Origin of the sequence: Streptomyces sp. 891-h (assembly GCF_022760275.1) — a bacterium.
Classification (GTDB): domain Bacteria; phylum Actinomycetota; class Actinomycetes; order Streptomycetales; family Streptomycetaceae; genus Streptomyces; species Streptomyces spirodelae.
Map to the genome: position 1 here is coordinate 5,637,167 of NZ_CP050693.1, position 14,075 is coordinate 5,651,241.

The 14,075-nt window shown below is 72.7% G+C and carries 14 protein-coding genes; 11 read left to right on the plus strand and 3 right to left on the minus strand.

The genetic code is table 11. From position 1 onward, the window contains the following. Positions 1–24 precede the first annotated feature (24 nt). Complete coding sequence (locus HC362_RS24710) at positions 25–738, plus strand: NAD(P)H-dependent oxidoreductase (RefSeq protein WP_243086349.1); 714 nt, start codon at positions 25–27, stop codon at positions 736–738. A gap of 33 nt (positions 739–771) precedes the next feature. On the opposite strand, the gene HC362_RS24715 is transcribed toward HC362_RS24710, so the two are convergent. Next, the gene (locus HC362_RS24715; protein WP_243086351.1) at positions 772–2,586 is read right to left on the minus strand and encodes an AMP-dependent synthetase/ligase; all 1,815 of its coding nucleotides are present in this window, start codon (positions 2,584–2,586) and stop codon (positions 772–774) included. A gap of 335 nt (positions 2,587–2,921) precedes the next feature. Between HC362_RS24715 and HC362_RS24720 the strand changes: the two genes are divergently transcribed. The 6 genes from HC362_RS24720 (at position 2,922) to HC362_RS24745 (ending at position 8,272) form a co-directional block, all read left to right on the plus strand. Beyond that, a complete protein-coding gene (locus HC362_RS24720) occupies positions 2,922–3,683 on the plus strand; it encodes a metallophosphoesterase (protein ID WP_243086353.1) in 762 nt (253 codons plus the stop codon). A gap of 164 nt (positions 3,684–3,847) precedes the next feature. Next, positions 3,848–4,324, plus strand: coding sequence for an SRPBCC family protein (locus tag HC362_RS24725; protein WP_243088800.1), 477 nt, complete (start codon positions 3,848–3,850; stop codon positions 4,322–4,324). Positions 4,325–4,446: 122 nt separating this feature from the next. Further along, positions 4,447–5,841 (plus strand): ArsA-related P-loop ATPase, encoded by a 1,395-nt coding sequence (locus tag HC362_RS24730; protein WP_279240186.1) that lies wholly within the window; start codon positions 4,447–4,449, stop codon positions 5,839–5,841. Positions 5,842–5,976: 135 nt separating this feature from the next. Next, the gene (locus HC362_RS24735; RefSeq protein ID WP_243086356.1) at positions 5,977–6,402 is read left to right on the plus strand and encodes a DUF5304 domain-containing protein; all 426 of its coding nucleotides are present in this window, start codon (positions 5,977–5,979) and stop codon (positions 6,400–6,402) included. A 109-nt stretch (positions 6,403–6,511) separates the two neighbouring features. Then, positions 6,512–7,453 carry an ROK family glucokinase gene (locus HC362_RS24740; protein ID WP_209264841.1) on the plus strand — a complete coding sequence of 314 codons (942 nt, stop codon included), beginning with the start codon at positions 6,512–6,514 and terminating at the stop codon, positions 7,451–7,453. 18 nt (positions 7,454–7,471) lie between these two features. Further along, positions 7,472–8,272 carry an endonuclease/exonuclease/phosphatase family protein gene (locus tag HC362_RS24745; RefSeq protein WP_243086357.1) on the plus strand — a complete coding sequence of 267 codons (801 nt, stop codon included), beginning with the start codon at positions 7,472–7,474 and terminating at the stop codon, positions 8,270–8,272. Positions 8,273–8,467: 195 nt separating this feature from the next. On the opposite strand, the gene HC362_RS24750 is transcribed toward HC362_RS24745, so the two are convergent. Next, a complete protein-coding gene (locus HC362_RS24750) occupies positions 8,468–9,070 on the minus strand; it encodes a hypothetical protein (RefSeq protein WP_243086358.1) in 603 nt (200 codons plus the stop codon). Beyond that, positions 9,057–9,851 (minus strand): alpha/beta fold hydrolase, encoded by a 795-nt coding sequence (locus HC362_RS24755; RefSeq protein WP_243086359.1) that lies wholly within the window; start codon positions 9,849–9,851, stop codon positions 9,057–9,059. The genes HC362_RS24750 and HC362_RS24755 overlap by 14 nt, the downstream gene beginning before the upstream one ends. Positions 9,852–10,098: 247 nt before the next feature. Here HC362_RS24755 and HC362_RS24760 point away from each other — a divergent pair, with 247 nt between their 5' ends. The 4 genes from HC362_RS24760 (at position 10,099) to HC362_RS24775 (ending at position 14,069) form a co-directional block, all read left to right on the plus strand. Beyond that, complete coding sequence (locus HC362_RS24760) at positions 10,099–10,866, plus strand: lysophospholipid acyltransferase family protein (RefSeq protein ID WP_243086360.1); 768 nt, start codon at positions 10,099–10,101, stop codon at positions 10,864–10,866. A 78-nt stretch (positions 10,867–10,944) separates the two neighbouring features. Beyond that, the gene (locus HC362_RS24765; protein WP_243086361.1) at positions 10,945–12,177 is read left to right on the plus strand and encodes a DUF5931 domain-containing protein; all 1,233 of its coding nucleotides are present in this window, start codon (positions 10,945–10,947) and stop codon (positions 12,175–12,177) included. Continuing rightward, positions 12,167–12,865 (plus strand): response regulator transcription factor, encoded by a 699-nt coding sequence (locus HC362_RS24770; protein WP_243086362.1) that lies wholly within the window; start codon positions 12,167–12,169, stop codon positions 12,863–12,865. Before HC362_RS24765 ends, HC362_RS24770 begins: the two co-directional genes overlap by 11 nt. 175 nt (positions 12,866–13,040) lie before the next feature. Beyond that, positions 13,041–14,069: a 6-phosphofructokinase gene (locus tag HC362_RS24775; RefSeq protein WP_243086363.1), complete on the plus strand. Its 1,029-nt coding sequence runs from the start codon at positions 13,041–13,043 to the stop codon at positions 14,067–14,069. Positions 14,070–14,075 lie beyond the last annotated feature (6 nt).

Here is a 14,075-nt window from a genome sequence, read left to right on the forward strand (position 1 = left end):
CGCGCGGGAAGTGACAGGAGAACCATGGAACACGATGCGACGAGGCCCGCACTGCTGCACATCGACGCCAGCGTGAGCCCGGCGGACACCTCCGTCAGCAGGCAGCTGACCTCGCTGTTCGCCGACAAGTGGCGGCAGCGGTACGGGGACGCCGGCTACCGCCACCGGGACCTGGCAGCCGAGCCGGTGCCGCTGGTCGACGCCGACTACGTCCGGTTCGGGTACTGGGTGGAGCGCCACGGCACCGTACCGGTGGACGAGGTGTCCACGCTGGTCAGGGACGCCGCCGACGAGGGCGCCTGGCGAGCGACGCGGCCGCTGGTGAAGGAGGTGCTGGCGGCCGACGTACTGCTGCTGGGCGTGCCGATGTACAACCTGACGGTGCCCGCGGCGCTGATGGCGTGGATCGACCGCATCAGCTTTCCGGGCGCGCTCCTCGACCCGGAGACGGGCCGCAGCAGACTGCGGGAGAAGCAGGTCGTGGTCGCCGGCGCCCGGGGCGGCGGCTACGGACCCGGCGCCCCGCGTGAGGGACTCGACTTCCAGGTGCCGTATCTGCGCGGCTACTTCACCGACCGCGGAGTGCCCGAGGAGAGCCTGCACTTCGTGACCGCCGAGCTGACCCGCGCCTGGGACGTGCCCGCGATGGCCCCCCTCCAGCCGCTGGCCGCCGACTCGATGACCGCGGCACGCGAGGGGGTCATCGAACTGGCGGCCCGTGTGGAGGCCGGGGCCTGAGGCATGCCCCTCTCCTGTCCTGACGGGGCGCGGCTACGCCGTGTAGAGGGCTTCGATCTCGTCGGCGAAGTCCTTGGCGACCACGCCCCGTTTGAGCTTCAGGGAGGGGGTGACATGGCCGGAGTCCTCGGTGAACTGGGCGCGCAGCACCCGGAACTTGCGTACCGACTCGGCCCTGGAGACGGCCTTGTTGCCCTCGTCCACGGCGGTCTGCAGCTCGGCGAGCAGGTCCGGGTCCTCCAGCAGCTGCTCGTGGCCGAGGTCCTGCTTGCCGTGCTCGGCGGCCCAGCGGGGCAGGAACTCCTCGTCCACGGTCAGCAGTGCGCCGACGAAGGGCCGGCCGTCGCCGACGACCATGCACTCGGCGACCAGCGCGTGGGCGCGGATGCGGTCCTCGATCACGGCGGGCGCCACGTTCTTGCCGCCCGCGGTCACCAGGATCTCCTTCTTGCGCCCGGTGATGCTCAGATAGCCGTCCACGTCCAGGGTGCCCAGGTCACCGGTGTGGAACCAGCCGTCGGCCAGGGCCTCCTCGCTGGCCTGCTGGTTGTTCCAGTAGCCGGTGAACAGGTGCTCGCCGTGCAGCAGGACCTCGCCGTCGTCGGCGATCCGGACGACCGAGCCGGGCAGCGGCTGGCCCACGGTGCCGATCTTGGGCCGGTCGTAGGGGTTGAAGGCGGTCGCCGCGCAGGACTCGGTGAGTCCGTACCCCTCCAGCACGGTGAAGCCGACGCCCCGGAAGAAGTGGCCCAGCCGTTCACCCAGCGGTGCGCCGCCGGAGATGGCGTGGGTGGCCCGGCCGCCGAGGACGGCGCGCAGCTTGCTGTAGACCAGCTTGTCGAAGACCTTGTGCTGGAAGCGCAGCTTGAGGGAGGGGCCCGCCGGGTCGTCCAGGGCGCGGCTGTAGGCACCGGCCACCCGGGCGGCCCGGTCGAAGATCTTGCCCTTGCCGCCGGCGACGGCCTGGGCCCGCGCGGAGTTGAAGACCTTCTCGAAGACGCGGGGCACGCCCAGCACCATCGTCGGGCGGAAGGCGCCGAGTTCGGTGGTGAGGTCCTTGATGTCCGAGACGTGCCCCAGCTTGATCGGCGCCATCACGGCGGCCACCTGCACCAGCCGCCCGAAGACGTGGGCGACCGGCAGGAACAGCAGCACCGAGCCCTCGCCGGGCCGGAACATCGGGCGCAGCCGTTCGACCACGTTCCCGCACTCCGCGAAGAAGCTGCGGTGGGTGAGCACACAGCCCTTGGGGCGTCCGGTGGTGCCGGAGGTGTAGACGATGGTGGCGGGCGAGTCCGCGTCGGCGACCGAGCTGCGCTCCTCCACCTTCTCGTCGCTGATCCCGGCGCCGAGTGCGGCGAGTTGTGCGACTGCGGCCTCGTCCGGGCCGCCAGGACCGGGCTCGATCTGCCAGACGTCGCGCAGCCCGGGCAGCCGGTCGCGGACGGAGTCGACGGCGGCGGCGTGCGCCCCGGTCTCCACCAGGCAGGCGACGGCGTCCGAGTCGCCGAGGATCCAGGCGATCTGCTCGGGGGAGCTGGTCTCGAAGATGGGCACGGTGACGCCGCCCGCGCTCCAGATGGCGAAGTCCAGCAGCGTCCACTCGTACCGGGTGCGGGACATCAGGCCGACCCGGTCGCCGGGCTCCACGCCTGCCGCGATCAGGCCCTTGGCGGCCTCCCGTACCTCGGCGAGGAACGCGGTGGCGGTGACGTCCTCCCACCGGCCGTCGCGCTTGCGCCCCAGGACGGGGAGGTCGGGGTGCTGAGCCGCGTTCCGGCGGATGAGGTCCGTCAGGTTTCCGTCTGCGGGGACTTCGTAGAGAGCCGGAAGGCTGTACTCGCGCAAGACTGCTACTCCTCGTCGGCGCGCCGAACGGGGGCCGCGGGGGGTCGGCCTCCATTGGCTCGGTCCAGGGTCGGCGACCGATCCCGGAAGAATGACGGCCCGGACGTTACCCATCGGTATGGGGGCCGGGGTAGGGGGTGACGCGGAGATGTCTTGTGCGTCACAAGTGGAGATGGCCGATAGCAGCCTAGTCGAGGCGTTCGGGGACACGGAAGCCGGGAGAGGGAGGGAGCGGAAAGAGCGGACATGCCGCACTTTTCAGCCGGTGTGGCCGAGTGGACCCCGAGGTGCCCGCTCCCCTCCTCGCCCTCCGCCGGGCGATCTAGGGTGGGGCCATGCGAGTCCACGTGGTCAGCGACGTACACGGCAACAGTGCGGATCTCGCGAAGGCGGGCGAGGGCGCCGACGCGCTCCTGTGCCTGGGAGACCTCATCCTCTTCCTCGACTACGCCGATCACTCGCGCGGCATCTTCCCCGACCTGTTCGGCGTCGAGAACGCGCACCGCATCGTCGCCCTGCGCACGGCACGCCGCTTCACCGAGGCCCGCGCCTTCTCCCGCCAGTTGTGGGCCGGGCTGGACCGCGAGGTGGCGATGGAGGCGGCCGTACGCAAGCAGTACGCCGAACTGTTCGCGGCCTTCCCCACGCCCACCTACGCCACATACGGCAACGTCGACATGCCGCCCCTGTGGCCCGAGTACGCGGGTGACGGTGTCACCGTCCTGGACGGGGAGACGGTGGTGATCGGCGGCCGGCGCTTCGGCTTCGTCGGCGGCGGGCTGCGCACACCGATGCGCACGCCCTACGAGATCGACGACGAGACCTACGCGGCCAAGGTGGCGGCGCTGGGCGAGGTCGACGTGCTGTGCACCCATATCCCGCCCGACGTACCCGAGTTGTGCTACGACACCGTCGCACGCCGCTTCGAGCGGGGCAGCTCGCATCTGCTGGAGGCCCTGCACACGCTGCGGCCGCGCTACCACCTTTTCGGCCACGTCCATCAGCCGCTGGCCCAGCGCATGCGGATCGGGAGCACCGAGTGCGTCAACGTCGGCCATTTCAACGCGACCGGGACGCCCTGGGTGCTGGAGTGGTGACCCGCAGGGCCCCCGTCCCGGCAGCCGCGCGGTAGCCTTCCCTCGCAGACGCTCTCCCGCGCCACGGCGGGCACTCCGCACGTCACTGCACTCGCGGCGGGCATCTCACGGCGGGCATTTCGTCGCAGACATTTCAGACCTGGGCACATCGGAGGGCCATGGCGATGGCGGAACACACCAGCTCGAGCATCACCGTTGACGCGGCACCCGAGGCCGTGATGAACGTGATCTCCGACTTCCCCCGCTACCCGGAGTGGGCAGGCGAGGTGAAGGAGGCCGAGGTCCTCGGCCGGGACGAGGAGGGCCGCGCCGAGCAGGTGCGCCTGCTGCTGGACGCCGGAGCCATCAAGGACGAGCACACCCTGTCCTACGAGTGGATCGGCGACCCCGAGGTCACCGAGGTGCGCTGGTCCCTGGTCAAGTCCCAGATGCTGCGCTCACTGGACGGTGTCTACCGCCTCACCCCGCTCGCCGGCGGCGCGCGTACGGAGGTCATGTACCAGCTCACCGTGGACGTCAAGATCCCGATGCTCGGCATGATCAAGCGCAAGGCCGAGAAGGTCATCATCGACCGGGCGCTCGACGGGTTGAAGAAGCGCGTCGAGTCGGGTGGCGCCAAGGCGTCCGAGGACGGGAACTGACCGGCGCGGCGGGCCCCGGACGCCGGCGCTCCGGCCCCCACACCCCTGGAACCGACAGCCCCGGAACCGACAGCCCCGGCCCCCACGGCCACGCCGCCCGGCACACCGGTCCGCAGACGGTACTGGTCACCGGCGCGGGCGGTGCGGGTCGGACCACGGTGGCCGCCGCCACAGCGTGCGCCGCCGCGGCCCAGGGGCACCGCACCCTGCTGCTGAGCGCCGAGCCCGCCGGCCGGCTGGCCGCGCTGCTGGGTACGGAACCGCAGGACGCGGACGGCACGCCCTCGGACGCTCACCCGCCCGCCGAGCCCGGCCCCGGGCGGCCCGCACCCGTCGCGGGTGCCGACGGGCTGTGGCTGCTGCGGATCGACTCCGGCGCGGAGTTCCGCAGGCAGGCCGTCGCCCTCCAGTCACGCGGCAAGACCGTACTCGACCTGCTCGGTGCCGCGGCCCTGGACGAGGACGAGCTGACCGAGCTCCCCGGAGCCGGGGCGTTCGCCCTGCTGCGCGCCCTGCACGCCGCGCACACCGGGCAGGCCGGGCAGGCCGGGCACACCGGCCAGGCTGCCGGGCACTCCGCGTACGGTACGGCCCAGGGCGCCGACGGCGGTTGGGACATCGTCGTCGCCGACATGCCTGCCGCACCCGAGGGCCTCAACCTGCTCGCACTGCCCGAACAGCTCCGCCGCTACCTGCGCTGCCTGGTACCCGCCGAGCGCCGCACGGCCCGCGCCCTGCGCCCCGTACTGGCCCAGCTCGCGGGCGCGCCCATGCCCGCCGAGTGGCTCTACGCGGCCGCCAAGCGCTGGTCGGAAGAGCTGGCCGGAGTGCAGCGGATCATCGAGTCGCCCGCCACGGTAGTCCGGCTCGTCACCGAGCCCGGCCCCCTCGCCGCCGAGTCCCTGCGCACCGCCGGAGCCGGACTGCGGCTGCACGGGCTCGCGCTGGAGTCCGTCGTCGCCAACCGGCTGCTGCCCACGGGCTCCTCGGACGCCTGGCTGGCCGCGCTGGCCGGACAGCAGCAGACCGCGCTCGCCGCGCTGCGCGAGAAGTGCGAGGCCGAGTCCGTGCCGCTGTGCGAGCTGCCGCACCTGGGCCGCGACCCGCGCGGCCCCGAGGACCTCACGGCGCTCGCCGCCGCCGCGCGCACCGCCGTGGCCGCCGACCAGGCGGCCGGCGAGGGGCTGCGCCCGCCCGCCGGCGCGGAGAGCGGTCCCGGCACCGACATCGCCTACGGCTGGCTGGAGGACCGGCTCGCCGGCGACGGCCACCTGGTGTGGCACCTGCCGATGCCCGGCGCCGAGCGGGACGAGTTGGAACTGGTACGCCTGGGCGACGAGTTGACCGTCGGCGTCGGCCCCTACCGCCGGGTGCTGCCGCTCCCCTCGGCGCTGCGCCGCTGCCGCGTTTCCGGCGCGGGCCTCAAGGGCGGGGTGCTGGGGGTCCGCTTCACCCCGGACCCCGAGCTGTGGCCCGAGCAGCGGGCGCGCTCGGCACCCGCCGGACGGCGCGGCTGACCGCGCGGTCAGCCGCGCGGAGATCCGGCCGCGGGCCGTCGCCGCTCACCCGCGACCCCGTGCCGCCGTTCGGGTAACGTCAAAGGGCGTACGGCCCGTATGACGCCACCGTTTTCCGCCCGTAGGAGCCCCGCCATGAGCGATGACGCCGAGCGCCCTGCCGCCCCGGACCCCGACGCCTGGGCCACCGCGTGCGAGGAGGACCTGGACGCCGAGCGGGCCCGCCGCCGCGCCCAGTACGGCCCGCCGCCCACCAGCGCGGCCGAGGAGCTGCGCCGGCTGGCGGACGCGGTCACCGAGAAGGTGGCCGAGTTCGGCAAGCCCCTGATGGGCGCCGCCGGGTCGGCAGCGGCCCAGGGTATGGCCGAGCAGCTGTTCAAGCAGGCCAAGGCGGCTGTCGAGCCCGTCGTCGAGCGCAACCCGCAGGTCTTCGACCACCTGGCGGCGGCGGGCAGCGAACTGCTGGCCGCCTACCGCTCCGCGGTCCAGGAAGCGGAACGCCGCTGGAGCACGCCACCAGGCGCGGACGCCGAGCGCATCGACGTCGAGGGCGACGAATAGGGGACGCGCCCCTGGCGGGGTGCGGTCCCTCCCGGACGGGGCCCGGCACCGGAGGGGCTCCGGTACCGTTGGCCCCGGCGGGGATCACATTCGGATGACCGAGGGACACATGGGACTCACAATCGGGGTCGACATCGGCGGCACCAAGATCGCGGCTGGCGTTGTGGACGAGAAAGGCACCATTCTCGAGACGAGCACGGTGCCCACACCCGACACCCCTGACGCCGTGATCGACGCCATCGCGGACGCCGTACGTCAGGCCAGCGCCGAGCACCAGGTGGAGGCCGTCGGCATCGGCGCTCCCGGATACGTGGACGACAAGCGTGCCACCGTGCTGTTCACCCCCAACCTCAGCTGGCGGCACGAGCCGCTCAAGGACAAGGTCGAGCAGCGCATCGACCTGCCCGTGGTGATCGAGAACGACGCGAACGCCGCCGCCTGGGGCGAGTACAAGTTCGGCGTCGGCACGGGCCACGAGGACGTCGTCTGCATCACCATCGGCACCGGCCTGGGCGGCGGCACCATCATCGGCGGCAAGCTGCACCGCGGCCGGTACGGAGTGGCCGCCGAGTTCGGCCACATCCGGATGGTCCCCGACGGGCTGCTGTGCGGCTGCGGCAACCAGGGCTGCTGGGAGCAGTACGCCTCGGGCCGTGCGCTGCTCCGCTACGCCCAGCAGCGCGCCACCGCCACCCCGGACAACGCCACGATCCTGCTGGGGCTGGGTGACGGCACCACCGAGGGCATCCGGGGCAAGCACATCAGCGAGGCGGCCAGGCAGGGCGACCCGGTCGCCATCGACTCCTTCCGCGAGCTCGCCCGCTGGGCGGGCGCCGGCCTCGCGGACCTGGCCTCCCTCTTCGACCCGGGGGCCTTCATCGTCGGCGGCGGAGTCTCCGACGAGGGCGAGCTGGTGCTGGACCCGATCCGCAAGTCCTACCGCCGCTGGCTGGTCGGCAGCCGCTGGCGGCCGCACGCCGAGGTTCTCGCGGCCCAACTGGGCAACAAGGCGGGGATGGTGGGCGTCGCCGACCTGGCCCGCCAGGGCTGAGGGAGCGGGACCGCGGCGATGAGGGGGGAGTCGAGCGGAGGGACGCCGCAGGAGCAGGGGGCCGCGCAGGCCGCGGACCTGCCGCCGTCCCGTACCGAGCCCGACGGCTCGGCCGTCGTCCGGCTGCTCAGCTACAACATCCGCTCCCTGCGGGACGACCGGGAGGCGCTCGTCCGGGTCATCCGGGCGTGCGCCCCCGACGTCGTCTGCGTACAGGAGGCGCCGCGGTTCTTCCGCTGGCGCAAGCGGGCGGCCTGGCTGGCGCGGCGCACCGGCCTGACGTACGTCACCGGCGGTGCGACGGCCGCCGGACCGATGATCCTGGCCTCGCTCCGGGCCCATGTGGAGCGCGCCGAGGATGTGCTGCTGCCGCGCACCCCCGGGCTGCATCAGCGCGGGTTCGCCATGGCTGAGCTGCGGTTCGGGACGGCTGCGCGGCTGGGTGTCGTCAGCTTCCACCTCAGCCTCCAGGGGAGGGAGCGGCGGCAGCAGGCGCGGGCACTGCTGGACCGGGTCGCTGCGCCGGGCGTCGCCCCGGTGGTGGCCGCGGGTGACGTCAATGAGCGGCCCGGCGGCCCGGCGTTCGGTCTGCTGGGGGAGGGCCTGCGGGATGCGTGGGGGCTCAAGCCGTGGGGCGCGGAGCACACCTCGCCCGCGTCCGAACCGGTGCAGCGCATCGATGCGGTCTTTGCTGGAGAGGGCGTCGAGGTGCTGGGCGCGGGGGTGCCGCGCGGGCTGCCGGGTGTGACCGACGCCGACCTGAGGGCCGCCACCGACCACCTCCCGGTGCTGGCCGCATTGCGGGTTCCGGTCCCGTAGCGCGTACCCGGCGTGGGGGGCTGCGCTTGCCAGCTCTGCTCCCCCGGACTCCGTCCGGGAGGTACCCCCATGGCGCAGACTGCCCAAGCGCAGAAGGGTGCCCCTTCAGGGGCGCGGGGAACTGCGCGCCCAGCCACAGACAAGCCGCAGCCCGCGACGGTGGGGAAGGGGCACCCTCTCATCGGGGCGGCGCCCTCACACAACCGCACCCCGCCCCGGATCGTCCCAGTCATCGTCGTCGCGTCCGTCCCGCAGCCGGGTCAGCAGCGTGGCGAAGCCGCCGAGGAAGCCGCCGACCCCCAGGGTCACGATCCACCACGTCATGTCCGCCTGCAGCAGCACGGTGCCGAGCAGCAGCAGCGGCCCGCCCAGCGCGGCCAGCCAGGCGAACTTCGTCGTGGTGTCCGTCTCCGGCAGCGGCGGCGGCTCCGGCGGCTCGAAATGGCCCTCTCCGTCCTCGTCCTCGGCCGGCTCCCAGTCGCGGGGCCCGGTCCCGGCGGCATAGACGGTGAAGCTCCGCACGGGCGGCTGGGCGTCCGGCGCCGGCCGGGGCTTGGTGAGCATGTCCCCGTCCGGCTCCCCGGCGCCCTCGCCGTCACGGTCATGGTCACCCTCACCGTCACCGTCCACGTCAGGGCGGCGGGCCTCCAAGGACCCGTCCGCCCCCGGCGGCTCCGCGGGCTCTTCCCCGTACGCGGCGACGATCGCCGCCCAGGCGGCCTCCTCCTCGGGCGGCAGCGACGACTTGCTCTCGCCGGAGTCGCGGGGCTCGCCCTCGTCCGGGTCACGCGCCGTCACGGGCGCTCCGTGCGGTGGTGAGGGGTTCGTGACCGGGGGTGAGGCGGTCGATGAAGCCGCGGGTGTCGGCGAAGATCCGCTCCGCGTCGTGGTCGAGGGTGGCGACGTGGAAGCTGCGCTCCAGCACCGTCTCGGTCACATCGGTGGAGGAGACGCGGCCCAGCACGAGGGCCGAGTCACTGGCGGGCACCACATGGTCGGTCCGGCTGCGCAGCAGCAGCATCGGCTGCGTCACCTTCGGCAGGTCGCGCTGGGCGACGCGGAAGAAGTTGCGCAGCGCGTACGCGGCCCGGGTGGGCACCCGGTCGTAGCCCAGCTCGTGCTGCCCGCCCTTGGCGATGTCGTTCGCGATCCCCGGCGCCGACCGGACCAGGAAGCGGCCGACGGGCAGGGCGTACCCCTGCACCCGGGGGAAGGTCATTGCCGGGTTGACGACGACGACCCCGCGCACCCCGTTCCCGTGCAGCGCGGCCAGCCGCAGCGCCAGCGCGCCGCCCATCGAGAGGCCGCAGACGAAGACCTGGTCGCAGCGCTCGCGCAGCAGCCGCAGCTCACGGTCCACGGTCGCGTACCAGTCCTCCCAGCTGGTCATCGCCAGGTCCTCCCAGCGGGTGCCGTGCCCGGGCAGCAGCGGCAGGGAGACGGTCAGGCCGTGCCCGGCCAGGTTCTCCGCCCAGGGGCGCAGGGACTGCGGGGACCCGGTGAAGCCGTGACAGAGCAGCACACCGGTCGCTGATCCGTCACGGCGGAATGGCTCGGCTCCGGGGAGGATGGGCGGCACGGTGGGCCTCCATAGGCTCAGCGGTCGGTGCTCGGCTGTCGGGCTCGGCAACTCGGCAAGGAGTGCTGCCACCCTAATTCGTCGCCAGGCACTCCGGCAGTGTCCTCAGGTCCCACGGGTCACCCCGTGTGGTCACCCCGCGCGCGGCGGGTACCCGGTGGTCCACGGTGGACGGCGGGGGCGACGGCGGGGGTCCGGCGCCGCGGTGGCGGGATAGGGTCGGTGGGTCCCGTCTAGGAGGTCGAGGTTGTTCTACAGCGCGATGAAGCTGTCGGTCGGCAGCACGCTGAAGCTCGCTTTCCGGCCCTGGGTCGAGGGCCTGGAGAACGTGCCCGCTGAGGGGCCCGCCATTCTGGCGAGCAACCACCTCTCGTTCTCCGACTCCTTCTTCCTGCCTGCCGTACTCGACCGCAAGGTCACCTTCATCGCGAAAGCCGAGTACTTCACCTCTCCCGGGATCAAGGGCAAGCTGACTGCCGCGTTCTTCAAGGGCGTCGGCCAGCTCCCCGTCGACCGCTCCGGGGTGCGTGGCGCGGGTGAGGCGGCGATCAGGAGCGGACTCGAAGTGCTGGAGCGGGACGAACTCTTCGGTATCTACCCGGAGGGCACCCGCTCGCCCGACGGCCGCCTCTACCGGGGCAAGCCGGGCGGTCTGGCGCGGGTAGCGCTGCGCTCGGGCGCTCCGGTGATCCCCGTGGCGATGATCGATACGGAGAAGATCCAGCCGCCCGGCAAGGTCGTGCCCAAGCTGATGCGCCCGGGCATCCGGATCGGCGCCCCGCTGGACTTCAGCCGGTACCAGGGCATGGACAACGACCGGTTCATCCAGCGCGCTGTCACCGACGAGGTCATGTACGCCATCCTGAAGCTCTCGGGCCAGGAGTACGTGGACATGTACGCGACGGCGGCCAAGCGGCAGATCGCGGAGGCAGCGAAGGCGGCGAAGATCGCCGAGGCCGCGCGGGGAGAGAACGCCGCCGAGCACCACGACGGTGGCGGTCACAAGGCTGCCTAGTCCGGTGGTCTTCGGACCGCCGGACCCTCGCCGTCGGAGTGCTCGCCGTTGCGGCGGAAAGAATTCTTGGGGAGAGCCATGGCGCCGAAGCTGATGTCCGTGGAGCAGCCGCTGTGGCGGGCGCTGACGGGCTACCGCATCCTCGCCGTCCTGTACGTCCTCGGCGTCTTCTTCTGGAGCTATCCGCAGTACAGCACTCCGGTGCCGGGCGGTGGCTACCTCCTGGTGCTCGCCTGCTGGACGTTCGGCACGCTGCGCAACGTCGCCTCGGCCGAGCGCTGCACCCTGCCGTTCCTGGTCACGGACATCGCGCTGGGCGTCGTCGGCATCCTCCTCTCCCCGGTCGTGGACGGTGACGACGTGGTGGGGCCGACGCTGCCGTCCATCTGGGTGGCCGGGCCCGTCCTCGCGTTCGCGCTCAAGGGCGGCTGGCGGTGGGCGGCCGGCGCCTCCGTGCTGGTGGGGATCGCCAACATCGTCGAGAGCGGCGCGATCACCCGCTCCACCTTTCACAACGTGCTGCTCGTGTGCGTCGCCAGCGTCGCCATCGGCTATGTCATCGAGGTGGCCCGCGCCAGCGAACGCACCCTGGCGCGTGCCCTCCAGATCGAGGCGGCGACCCGGGAGAGGGAGCGGCTGGCGAGGGACATCCACGACAGCGTCCTCCAGGTACTGGCCATGGTGCAGCGGCGCGGGACGGCGCTCGGCGGCGAGGCGGCCGAGCTGGGCCGGATGGCAGGGGAGCAGGAGGTGGCTCTGCGCGCCCTGGTCTCCAGCGGCGTGGCCCCCGACCCCGGTACGGGCCGCGCTCACCGTCCCGCGCTCACCGCGGACGGCGGCGGACCGACCGACGCGGGACCGTCCGCGCAGGCCGCGCAGGCCGGGACCGACGACCCCGGCACGGCCCCGTGCGACGTACGCGCGCTGCTCGCCTCCTACGCCGGGTCCCGGGTCACCTTCTCCGAACCGGGAGCGCCGGTGCTGCTGCCCGCGCGGGCGGCCACCGAACTGGCCGCGGCCGTCGGTGCCGCGCTGGACAACGTCGACAGGCACGCCGGTCCCGGTTCCGGCGGGGAGGCGCACGCGTGGATCCTGCTGGAGGACGAGCCGGATGCGGTCATCGTGACCGTGCGGGACGACGGGCCCGGCATCCCCGCGGGACGGCTGGCCGACGCCGAGGCGGAGGGCCGGATGGGTGTCGCGCTCTCCATCCGGGGCCGGATACGGGACTTGGGCGGCACGGCGGAGCTGACGTCGGTGCCGGGGCAGGGCACGGAAGTGGAGATGAGGGTTCCCAGGGATGACAACTGAGCAGCGGCCGGCCGGACCGGGCGAGGACCCGGCGCCGGTGAAGGTGATGGTCGTCGACGACCATCCGATGTGGCGTGAGGCCGTCGCCCGGGACCTGTCCGAGGCCGGGTTCGAGGTCGTGGCCACGGCGGGCGACGGCGAGCAGGCGGTCCGCCGCGCCCGTGCCACATCCCCCGATGTGCTGGTACTGGATCTGAACCTGCCGGACAGGCCCGGAGTGGAGGTCTGCCGCGAGCTGGTCGGCCCGGAGGCGACGCCGCGGGTGCTGGTGCTCTCGGCCAGCGGCGAGCACGCCGATGTGCTGGAGGCCGTCAAGTCCGGGGCCACCGGCTACCTGGTCAAGTCGGCAGGTCCGCAGGAGCTGCTGGACGCGGTGCGCCGCACGGCGCTGGGCGACCCCGTCTTCACACCGGGGCTGGCCGGGCTGGTGCTGGGTGAGTACCGCAGGCTGGCCGCCGAGGACGCGCCCGCCGCCGAGGACGCACCGGCCGTGCCGAAGCTGACCGAGCGCGAGACGGAGGTTCTGCGGCTGGTGGCCAAGGGGCTCGGCTACAAGCAGATCGCCGAGCGGCTCGTCATCTCGCACCGCACCGTGCAGAACCATGTCCAGAACACGCTGGGCAAGCTCCAGTTGCACAACCGGGTTGAGCTGGTGCGGTACGCGATCGAGCGCGGGCTGGACGACTAGGTCGCCCCGTGCCGGCTGTTCCGGGGGAGGGGGGCGCGGTCCTTCGTACGAGTGATTGCCGAGCCCTCAAATCCCGTGGCGCGCAAGGAAAAGCGCCGCTCGCCGCATCCCGTGTGACGTGAGTCACCGCTAGCGTGACTCACGTCCAGGCGTTCATGCGGCGAAGGGAGATCCCATGCGGGTCGGAGTGCTGACCGGTGGCGGCGACTGCCCCGGTCTCAACGCGGTCATGCGGGCTGTCGTCCGTAAGGGAGTCCAGCGTTACGGCTATGACTTCACCGGGTTCCGCGACGGCTGGCGGGGGCCGCTGGAGGGGGAGACGGTCCGGCTCGACATCCCGGCGGTGCGCGGCATGCTGCCGCGCGGCGGGACCATCCTCGGCTCCTCGCGCACCAACCCCTTCAAGGAGGAGGACGGCGTCCGGCGCATCAAGGAGAACCTCGCCAAGTACGAGGTCGACGCGCTGATCGCGATCGGCGGCGAGGACACCCTGGGCGTGGCGGCCCGGCTGACGGACGAGTACGGAATCCGCTGCGTGGGCGTGCCCAAGACCATCGACAACGACCTGTCAGCGACCGACTACACTTTCGGCTTCAACACGGCCGTCACCGTCGCCACCGAGGCCATCGACCGGCTGCACACCACGGCCGAGTCCCATATGAGGGTGCTGGTGGTGGAGGTCATGGGCCGGCACGCCGGCTGGATCGCCCTCCACTCGGGGCTGGCGGGCGGAGCCAACTGCATCCTCATCCCCGAGCAGCGCTTCGACGTCGACCAGGTCTGCGAGTGGGTGACCTCCCGCTTCAAGGCGAGTTACGCACCGATCGTCGTCGTGGCCGAGGGGGCGATGCCCAAGGGCGGCGAGATGGTGCTCAAGGACGGCTCCACGGACTCCTTCGGACACGTCAGGCTCTCGGGTGTCGGCGAGTGGCTGGCCAAGGAAATCGAGTCGCGCACCGGCAAGGAGGCCCGCACCACGGTCCTCGGTCACATCCAGCGCGGCGGTACGCCCACCGCCTTCGACCGCTGGCTGGCCACCCGGTTCGGGTTGCACGCCATCGACGCGGTGCGCGACGAGGAGTGGGGCAGCATGGTGGCGCTGCGCGGTACGGACATCGTCCGCGTCCCGCTCGCCAAGGCCACCGAGAAGCTCAAGACGGTGGATCCGGCGCTCTACGAGGAGGCGGGCGTCTTCTTCGGCTGACGCCGG

Bases quoted from the DNA above. Each gene is read 5' to 3' on its own strand.
- HC362_RS24745 (WP_243086357.1), top strand. From the start codon at position 7,472: ATGAGGGGGGAGTCGAGCGGAGGGACGCCGCAGGAGCAGGGGGCCGCG.
- HC362_RS24725 (WP_243088800.1), top strand. From the start codon at position 3,848: ATGGCGGAACACACCAGCTCGAGCATCACCGTTGACGCGGCACCCGAG.
- HC362_RS24765 (WP_243086361.1), top strand. From the start codon at position 10,945: ATGGCGCCGAAGCTGATGTCCGTGGAGCAGCCGCTGTGGCGGGCGCTG.
- HC362_RS24735 (WP_243086356.1), top strand. From the start codon at position 5,977: ATGAGCGATGACGCCGAGCGCCCTGCCGCCCCGGACCCCGACGCCTGG.
- HC362_RS24775 (WP_243086363.1), top strand. From the start codon at position 13,041: ATGCGGGTCGGAGTGCTGACCGGTGGCGGCGACTGCCCCGGTCTCAAC.
- HC362_RS24710 (WP_243086349.1), top strand. From the start codon at position 25: ATGGAACACGATGCGACGAGGCCCGCACTGCTGCACATCGACGCCAGC.
- HC362_RS24770 (WP_243086362.1), top strand. From the start codon at position 12,167: ATGACAACTGAGCAGCGGCCGGCCGGACCGGGCGAGGACCCGGCGCCG.
- HC362_RS24720 (WP_243086353.1), top strand. From the start codon at position 2,922: ATGCGAGTCCACGTGGTCAGCGACGTACACGGCAACAGTGCGGATCTC.
- HC362_RS24740 (WP_209264841.1), top strand. From the start codon at position 6,512: ATGGGACTCACAATCGGGGTCGACATCGGCGGCACCAAGATCGCGGCT.